This is a genomic window from Geobacter sp. PheSNFMC, assembly GCF_059620965.1.
Window position 1 is genome coordinate 1 of the sequence record NZ_JCAMRN010000103.1, and the last position, 8,544, is coordinate 8,544.

Annotated in this window: 8 protein-coding genes; all 8 read left to right on the forward strand. The window is 65.7% G+C overall.

Translation table 11 applies throughout. The annotated features are described in order from the left end of the window. On the forward strand, window positions 1–1,190 hold a 1,190-nt coding region (locus tag AC6CDK_RS17140), incomplete at its 5' end, for a LysM peptidoglycan-binding domain-containing protein (protein WP_496639930.1). A gap of 31 nt (window positions 1,191–1,221) precedes the next feature. After that, a complete protein-coding gene (locus AC6CDK_RS17145; protein ID WP_039643320.1) occupies window positions 1,222–3,159 on the forward strand; it encodes a GspE/PulE family protein in 1,938 nt (645 codons plus the stop codon). A 103-nt stretch (window positions 3,160–3,262) separates the two neighbouring features. Further along, complete coding sequence (pheA, locus tag AC6CDK_RS17150; protein WP_039643321.1) at window positions 3,263–4,339, forward strand: prephenate dehydratase; 1,077 nt, start codon at window positions 3,263–3,265, stop codon at window positions 4,337–4,339. Then, window positions 4,336–5,208 carry a prephenate dehydrogenase gene (locus AC6CDK_RS17155; protein ID WP_192905514.1) on the forward strand — a complete coding sequence of 291 codons (873 nt, stop codon included), beginning with the start codon at window positions 4,336–4,338 and terminating at the stop codon, window positions 5,206–5,208. The genes pheA and AC6CDK_RS17155 overlap by 4 nt, the downstream gene beginning before the upstream one ends. Window positions 5,209–5,224: 16 nt before the next feature. Continuing rightward, the gene (aroA, locus tag AC6CDK_RS17160; protein WP_039643323.1) at window positions 5,225–6,514 is read left to right on the forward strand and encodes a 3-phosphoshikimate 1-carboxyvinyltransferase; all 1,290 of its coding nucleotides are present in this window, start codon (window positions 5,225–5,227) and stop codon (window positions 6,512–6,514) included. Then, the gene (gene cmk / locus AC6CDK_RS17165) at window positions 6,511–7,212 is read left to right on the forward strand and encodes a (d)CMP kinase (protein WP_039643324.1); all 702 of its coding nucleotides are present in this window, start codon (window positions 6,511–6,513) and stop codon (window positions 7,210–7,212) included. The genes aroA and cmk overlap by 4 nt, the downstream gene beginning before the upstream one ends. Before the next feature lie 40 nt (window positions 7,213–7,252). After that, the gene (gene ispH, locus AC6CDK_RS17170; RefSeq protein ID WP_039643325.1) at window positions 7,253–8,101 is read left to right on the forward strand and encodes a 4-hydroxy-3-methylbut-2-enyl diphosphate reductase; all 849 of its coding nucleotides are present in this window, start codon (window positions 7,253–7,255) and stop codon (window positions 8,099–8,101) included. A gap of 66 nt (window positions 8,102–8,167) precedes the next feature. After that, a partial coding sequence (locus AC6CDK_RS17175) for a S1 RNA-binding domain-containing protein (protein WP_496639931.1) occupies window positions 8,168–8,544 on the forward strand: 377 nt, incomplete at its 3' end.

An 8,544-nucleotide genomic window follows, 5' to 3' on the forward strand; every position in this document is an offset into this window, starting at 1 on the left:
CCATTCGCCTCCCCCTGGGCGCTGCCGCCGGCAACGACGACCGGGGCCGCAGCCGCCCCATTGCCCGGGAAGCAACTGTTGCCCCCGGCTCCAGGGGACCCACGGCAAAGGAGACGGGCCACCTGCTCCGGATGACCGGCTACGCCGGCGAGCGCGAGACCCACGATCTCGACGCGGCCCGCCGCCTGTGGGACGGGCTCGTTGCCGCCGAGGTGCGTGATGCGCGTCCCATCAGGATCGAAGACCGGAATTTTTCCCTCTCCCTCGATCCGGAGAACTTTCCCACGTTTCCTGCCGCCGACGGCGGCCGCATCCTGGTCGATGCCGAGGGCAGGATTCCGCCCCTGGTGCGGGCGCTCATCGAGGAGAAGGAACCCTCGGTCAGGATCGTGTCGGAGAATCCCCGCAACCGGAGGCGTTTCCTGTCGTCCCTGCTGGAGGGCGCGGGGTTCTATTCGGTGGAGGAGAACGTCTCCCTGGAGTTCGGCGCCGATCCCAGGCTGACCGTCACAGCCGACTTCAAGGTGGAGAAAAGCCCTGACAGCCTGCTGCGCAACGACGTGATCCTCCTGAACGTGGACGAGTACCGGCGCGGGGTGCCCCCCGCCCTGACCGGCTTCCTGAGGCGCGAGGGATTCCAGTTGGTGGAGCCGTTCCCGGCCCGGGGCGAATCGACTCCTCCCGCGAGCCAGACCCTGTACCAGATTACTGCCAGCGAGCCGCGCGACATTGCCGACTCGATCCTCAGGGCGCTCAACCTCCGCTACGACGTGGACCGCAGCGTGGAGCTCTTCGGGTCCGGCGACGGCGGGGTCACGCTGTTCGTCCGGACAGACCGCTATTTCGAGAACGGCGGCGACCGGTTCGTGGTGAGCCATTTTGACGGGGATCCGGTGAGCTACACCCTCACTCGCTTGCTGGAGACCAGGGGCTACCGGGTGATCATGCTCGGCGACCATGACGATTTCCGCGTGGTGGCGGAAAAAATCTTCGGCCGCCTGCGGATGCCGGGGGCCTTTGCCCGGTACGATCTGGTCCCCTACCGGGAGGCCCCCTACGGGATCCAGATGTCGGGCTTCCGGGTCCCCCGTTCAGGCAGTGCGACCGGGGGATTTTTCACCAATGCGGCATTGAATCCCCTGTTCCGCGATCTGCTCGATTTCAACGGCTACTCGATCGTTTCCTACTGAACGGCGGCCGTTCCCGAGGTCCGTTGCCCCCATGTCCCAGAAAAAGGTTGGCGAGATACTTATCGAGCACCGGCTGATCTCCGAGGATCAGCTCCGCGAGGCCCTGGAACTGCAGAAGGTCTTCCCCGACCAGCCCGTGGGGCAGTTGCTCTGCAAGCTCGGGTTTCTGAACGAGGGCGAGCTGTCCTACATCCTGGAGCAGACCGGCAAGCGCCAGAAACTGGGCGACCTCCTCATCAGGGAGCGCTTGATCGACGAGGAGCGCCTGGGGCAGGCCCGGGCTGCCGCCAAGCGGGACGGCTCCACCCTGGAGCGCGCCCTCCGCAAACTGCGTCTCGTCGAAGAGGAGCCCCTGGCCAAGACCATTGCCACCCAGTACGACCTCTCCTTCGTCCATATCAACACCCTGGAGATCGACCCCGATCTCGTCCGCTGCATCAACCCCAACTATGCCCAGCGCCAGCGGATCGTCCCCATCTCCCGCATCGGCAACACCATCACCCTGGCCATGGCTTATCCCATCAAGCTCCATGAGCTGAAGGAGCTCGAGCAGAGCATCAAGTCCCGGATCATCCCGGTCATCGCCATGGAGAGCGAGATCATCCAGGCCCAGCAGCGCCTCTACAAGACCGCCGCAGGCTCTGCCCAGGCCTTTTCCCTCGACGAGGCCGATCTGGAGATCGCGCCGGGGAGCATCGTCGACATCCTGAGCTCCGGCGCCGTGGAGGACGAGCCGGACATCGACGACGAGGTGCGCACGATCACCGAGCGCGACAGCGTTATCGTGAAGCTCGTCAACAAGATCATCTTCGACGCCCACCAGAACCGGGCCTCTGACATCCATATCGAGCCCTATCCCGGCAAGAACGACGTGATCGTCAGGATGCGGGTCGACGGCAGTTGCAAGGTGTATCAGAGGATTCCATACAAGTACAAGTACGCCATCCCCTCGCGCCTGAAGATCATGGCCGAGCTGGACATCGCCGAGAAGCGCAAGCCCCAGGACGGCAAGATCAATTTCAAGAAATTCGGCCCCCTGGACCTGGAACTGCGGATCGCCACCATGCCCACGGCCGGCGGGCTTGAGGACGTGGTCATCCGGCTCCTGAACACGGGCCAGGCCTATTCCTTCGACAGTCTCAGCCTCACCGACCGCAACATGCGCATCTTCGGGGAATCCATAGCCAAGCCCTACGGCCTTGTCTTGGTGGTGGGCCCCACCGGAAGCGGCAAGACCACCACCCTCCACGCGGCCATCGCCCGCATCAACCGGCCGGAGGTGAAGATCTGGACCGCCGAGGACCCGGTGGAGATCACCCAGAAGGGGCTCCGGCAGGTTCAGGTCAACCAGCGCATCGGGCTCACCTTTGCCGCGGCCCTGCGCTCGTTCCTGCGGCTCGATCCTGACGTGATCATGGTGGGCGAGATGCGGGACGAGGAAACCGCCTCCATCGCGGTGGAGGCCTCCCTCACCGGGCACCTGGTCCTGTCGACCCTGCACACCAACTCGGCCCCGGAGACGGTCACCCGCCTCCTGGAAATGGGGCTCGACCCCTTCAGCTTCTCCGATTCGCTCATCTGCGTCGTGGCCCAGCGCCTGGCCCGCCGCCTCTGCGAAGATTGCCGGGAGCTCTACCGCCCGGACCGGAAGGAACTCTCCGAGATCATCGAGGAGTACGGCGAGGAGCAGTTCGCCGCCACCGGCCTGCTGGGCAACGAGGTGGTTCTGGGGCGGCCGGTGGGGTGCACCACCTGCAATCAGAGCGGCTACCGGGGGCGCCTCGGCATCCACGAGGTGCTCGAGGGCACCGACACCATGAAGAGCCTCATCAAGAAGAAGTCCGACACCGAGATCATCCGGCGGCAGGCCATGGCCGACGGCATGACCACCCTGCGGCAGGACGGCATCCTCAAGGTCTTCCAGGGGCTCACCGACATCCACGAGGTACGCAAGGTCTGCCTCAAGTAGCGATGGTGTAAACCATAAAATGTTTGCATTTTAGCCCCCTTTGCTATACAGTACCTCCCTCCGCGGAACTGCCGCACCATATTTCTCCCCCCAGGTGACCCCCTTGAGCGCGACACGCAATCTCGACGCACTTCGGCGCGAGATCGACGCCATTGACGATGCCATCCTCGATCTGCTCAACCGCCGTGCCGGACTGGTCATGGAGGTGGGACAGGTCAAGACCGCGGAGAAGCGCGATTTTCACGTGCCCAACCGGGAACGGGAGATTTACGAGCGGCTGCTCGCCCGCAACGCCGGTCCCTTCCCGGCCGAGGCGGTCAAGAGCGTGTTCCGGGAGATCATCTCCGCGTCCCTGGCCCTTGAGGCGCCCATGAAAGTGGCGTTCCTGGGGCCCCGGGCGACCTTCACCCATCTGGCCACCATGCAGCACTTCGGCCTGGCCGCGGAGCTGGTGGCCCAGAAATCGATCCCTGCCGTGTTCGAGGAGGTGGAGAAGGGGCGGGCCCTCTACGGGGTCGTGCCGGTGGAGAATTCCACCGAGGGGATGGTGTCCCACACCCTCGACATGTTCATGGAGAGCGACCTCAAGATCAACGCAGAGATCCTGCTGGAGGTGTCCCACGACCTCCTCTCCCGCACCGGGAGGCTGGACGACGTGAAAAAGGTCTACTCCCATCCCCAGGCCATTGCCCAGTGCCGCAAGTGGCTCGACAACAACCTGCCGGGGGTGCCGGTGGTGGACGTGGCGTCCACCGCCCTGGCCGCCCAGATCGTGAGCGAGGATTACGCGGCCGCGGCCATTGCCAGCGAGTTCGCCGCGGCCCAGTACGACCTGAAGGTGGTGCGCACGAGGATCGAGGACCAGGTCAACAACTTCACCCGCTTCCTCGTTGTCGGCCGAAAGATGGCGGAGCGGAGCGGCGACGACAAGACCTCGCTCATGTTTTCCGTCAAGGACGAGCCGGGCATCCTCTACCGGATGCTGGAGCCCTTCGCCTCCCGCGGCGTCAACCTGTCCAAGATCGAATCCCGCCCCCTCAAGAAGAAGGCGTGGGAATACATCTTTTTTCTGGACTTGGTTGGCCACATCACCGATCCGGTGGTTGCCGAGGCGGTTCAGGACCTGGGGCACTATTGCCAGTTCGTGAAGATTCTCGGCTCCTATCCCAGGGCGAAATGAGCGGTTCCGCCCCCCTTGTCCGGCGACTGGCCGTCATCGGTGTCGGCCTCATCGGCGGTTCCCTGGCGCGGGCCCTGCGGGCGGCAGATGCCGTGGGCGAGGTCGTGGGTATCGACCTGGACCGGGCCAACCTGCGGCAGGCCGCCGAGCTGGGGGTTGTCGACCGGGCCGCGGCCACGGCTGCCGAAGGGGTTGCCGGCGCCGACATGGTTTTCCTTGCCGTGCCGGTCCGCGCCATGGCGGGGGTAGTGAGGGAGATCGGCCCCCATCTGACCGCCGGGTGCATCGTGACCGACGGCGGCAGCGTCAAGGCAGAGGTGGTGGCCGCGTGCGATCCCCTCATGCCGGCCGGCACCTGTTTCGTGGGGGGGCACCCCATTGCCGGCACCGAGCATTCGGGGGTCGGGGCGTCCTTCGCCACCCTCTACCAGGGTAAGCGCTGTATCCTGACCCCGGCCGCAACCACTGACCGCGACGCGCTCGCCACGGTGGCCCGCATGTGGGAGGCGGCCGGTTCCGAAGTGGTGCTGATGGCCCCGGAGATGCACGACCGGCTGGTTGCCGCCATCTCCCATCTCCCCCACATGGTCGCCTATGCCCTGGTGAACGCCGTGGAGGGGTACGACCGGTTCGAGGAGAGCATTCTCCGCTACTCGGCCGGCGGCTTCCGGGACTTTACCCGCATTGCCTCGTCTGACCCGGCCATGTGGCGCGACATCGCCCTCATGAACCGGGAGGGGATCCTGGAGGTGATGGATCACTTCGCCGCGTACTTCAGCCGGCTCCGCTCCCTGGTGGCCGCGGGGGACGCGGAAGGTCTCGAACGGTTCTTCCGGGATTCCAAGGAATCCCGTGACGCCATACTCTAGCTGCAAAGGAGTGTCCGTGGTACGCCTGAGTTCACACCCCGCCCGCGCGCTGCGCGGCGAGATCGCGGTACCGGGGGATAAATCCATCTCCCACCGCTCCATCATGCTCGGCTCCATCGCCCGCGGCGTGACCACGGTGAGCGGCTTTCTCCGGGGCGAAGACAATATCGCCACCCTCGACGCCTTCCGGGCCATGGGGGTGCAGATCCACGACGACGGCGAGACCCTGCGCATCGAGGGGAACGGGCTCCACGGCCTGACCGAGGCCGAGGACGTCATCGACTGCGGCAACTCCGGCACGTCCATCCGGCTTTTGACGGGCCTCATGGCTGCCCAGCGCTTCTACACGGTCCTCACCGGCGACCGCTACCTGCGGCGCAGGCCCATGCGGCGGGTGGTGGAGCCCCTTTCACGCATGGGGGCCTGCATCCACGGCCGCGACAACGGCGAAAAGGCGCCCCTGGCCATCGTGGGCCGGCCCCTGACCGGCATTACCCACGATTCGCCGGTGGCCAGCGCCCAGGTGAAGTCGGCCCTCATGCTGGCCGGTCTCTACGCCGACGGTGCCACCCGCATCACCGAGCCCCATCTCTCGCGGGATCACTCGGAGCGGATGTTCCGCCACTTCGGCGCCCGGCTGGAAACCGACGCCGCCGGGGTCACCGTGTACGGCGGTCACGAACTGGACGGCCGCGACATCGTGGTGCCGGGGGACATCTCCTCGGCGGCCTTCTTCCTGGTAGCCGCCCTGATCGTCCCCGGCTCCGAGCTGCTCATCCGGGGGGTGGGCGTAAACCCGACCCGCACGGGCATCCTCGACATCCTCGCCGCCATGGGAGGCTCGATTGAGCTGCTCGACCAGCGCGAGGTTTCCGGCGAGCCGGTGGCCGACCTGCTGGTTCGGTCGTCGGCCCTCAAGGGGATCGAGATCGGGGGCGATGTGGTCCCCCGGGCCATCGACGAATTCCCGGTCATCTGCGTGGCCGCCGCCCTGGCCGAAGGGACCACCGTCATCCGCGACGCCCGGGAACTGCGGGTCAAGGAAACGGACCGCATCGCGGCCATGGCCGCCAACCTGCGCGCAGCCGGGGCCGCTATCACCGAGACGGCGGACGGCATGATCGTCGAGGGGACCGGCCGGCTGAACGGCGTCACCGTGGAGAGCTTCGGCGACCACCGGATCGCCATGTCCATGCTCGTGGCGGGGCTTGCCGCCTCGGGGGCCGTCACCGTCAGCGACACCGAGTGCATCGCCACCTCGTTCCCCACCTTCACTACGCTCCTGGACAGGGTGGCGGTACGGTGAGCGCGGCGGGGCGCAGGGGGCTCATCGTCGCCATCGACGGACCGTCGGGCGCCGGGAAGAGCACCATAACCAAGCTGCTGGCGGACCGGCTCGGCTACATCCACATCGACACCGGCGCCATGTTCCGGACCGTGGCCCTGGCCGCCAGCCGCGCCGGCATCGCGCCCGACAACGATGCCTCCCTGGCCGGGCTCTGCGCCGGCCTGGAGATCGCCTTTGTCAGGACTAACGGCTGCTGTCGGGTGACCGCCAACGGCGAGGACGTGACCGACGCCATCCGGACCCCGGCCATCAGCACCCTCACCTCGGCCATCTCGGCACGCAAGGTGGTGCGCGACGTCCTGTTGCGCCTCCAGCGCCACATGGCCCGGGAAGGGGGGGTCATCCTGGAGGGGCGGGACATCGGCACCGTGGTCTTCCCGGACGCCGACGTGAAGTTTTTCCTCTCCGCGTCAGTGGAGGAGCGGGGCCGTCGGCGCTACCTGGAACTGAAGGCCAAGGGGCAGGAGGTGTCCCTTGAGGAGACCATCGCGGCCGTGGCCCGGCGGGACGAGCAGGACTCGGGCCGGGAGCACGCCCCCCTGCGACGGGCCGATGACGCCGTGGACATCGATTCGACCGGTCTTTCCATCGAGGAAGTCCTGGACCGCATGGAATCCATCGTGCGGGAGCGGGAACGGGCCTTTCCGGGAGGGTAACCCGGGACGGCAACAGAGTAGCAGCATCGGGAGCAACGCAATGGAGATTCTACTGGCAAAGCGGGCCGGCTTCTGCTTCGGCGTGAAGCGGGCAACCCAGATGGCCTTCGAGGCCGCCGAAAAGGACGGGGAAACCTTCACCCTCGGCCCCATCATTCATTCGCCCCAGGTCGTGCAGCGCCTGGAGGGGATGGGGGTGAAGGTGCTGAGCGACCTGGAAGGGATCGGCAACGGCACCGTCATCATCCGGTCCCACGGGGTGACCTCCGCGGAACTGGAAGACGCGGTCCGCCGGCAGTTGGAGGTGGTCGACGCCACCTGCCCCTTTGTCAAGAAGGCCCAGGAGCACGTGAAGCGCCTGTCCCACGACGGCTATACCGTGGTGGTGGTGGGCGATGCCGACCACCCGGAGGTGCAGGGCATCGTATCCTATGCCGAGGGGCCGGTCCACGTGGTCGGTTCCGGCGAGGAGGCCGCCAGGCTTCCCAACATGAAGAAGGTCGGCGTTGTGGCCCAGACCACCCAATCCTTCGAAACCCTCAAGAACGTGGTGAAGGAATGCCTCCTCAAGGGGGGGGAGATCCGGGTCTTCAAGACCATCTGCGACGCCACCGCCGTCCGCCAGGACGAAGCCAAGGCCCTGGCCCGGGAGGTGGACTGCATGATCGTCATCGGCGGCTTCAACAGCGCCAACACCAAGCGGCTCGCCGAGGTCTGCTCCGAGCTGCAGCCGCGCACTCACCACATAGAGACGGCCCAGGAGCTGGATGCATCATGGTTTCAAGGGGTTGAGCGGGTAGGGGTCACTGCGGGCGCATCCACGCCCAAGTGGCTTATCGATAAGGTAATAGAACGGATACAAGAGCTTGACAATAAGAAAAAAGGTTGAGTTTTTCGATAGATATTGCTACGTTTACTCATCCTAATCCACGACGTGTAGGGAGGCCAGCTTTAAATGAGTGATGACAAGGACTACAACAGCCGCACCGCAATGACGATCAAAAGGTTCGCCGATGCGGAGGACGAGGCGGATCAGGGGGGCTCCGGCGAGTTCGCCGAGCTTTTCCAGGAAAGTATCAGGCATCACCATGTGGGGGAAGTCGTCAAGGGCAAGGTGGTGCACATCAGCAACGAATACGTGCTGGTCGATATCGGATACAAGTCCGAGGGGAGCATCCCCGTTGAAGAGTTCCTCGACGAGGCCGGCAACCTGACCGTCCAGGTGGGCGACGAAGTAAAGGCCCTGTTCGAGCGCAAAGAGAACCAGAAGGGGTACGCGGTCCTTTCCAAGCGCAAGGCCGACCGCCTTTCCGCCTGGGATGCCATCGACGC

Bases quoted from the DNA above. Each gene is read 5' to 3' on its own strand.
- AC6CDK_RS17145 (WP_039643320.1), top strand. From the start codon at position 1,222: ATGTCCCAGAAAAAGGTTGGCGAGATACTTATCGAGCACCGGCTGATC.
- AC6CDK_RS17155 (WP_192905514.1), top strand. From the start codon at position 4,336: ATGAGCGGTTCCGCCCCCCTTGTCCGGCGACTGGCCGTCATCGGTGTC.
- ispH (WP_039643325.1), top strand. From the start codon at position 7,253: ATGGAGATTCTACTGGCAAAGCGGGCCGGCTTCTGCTTCGGCGTGAAG.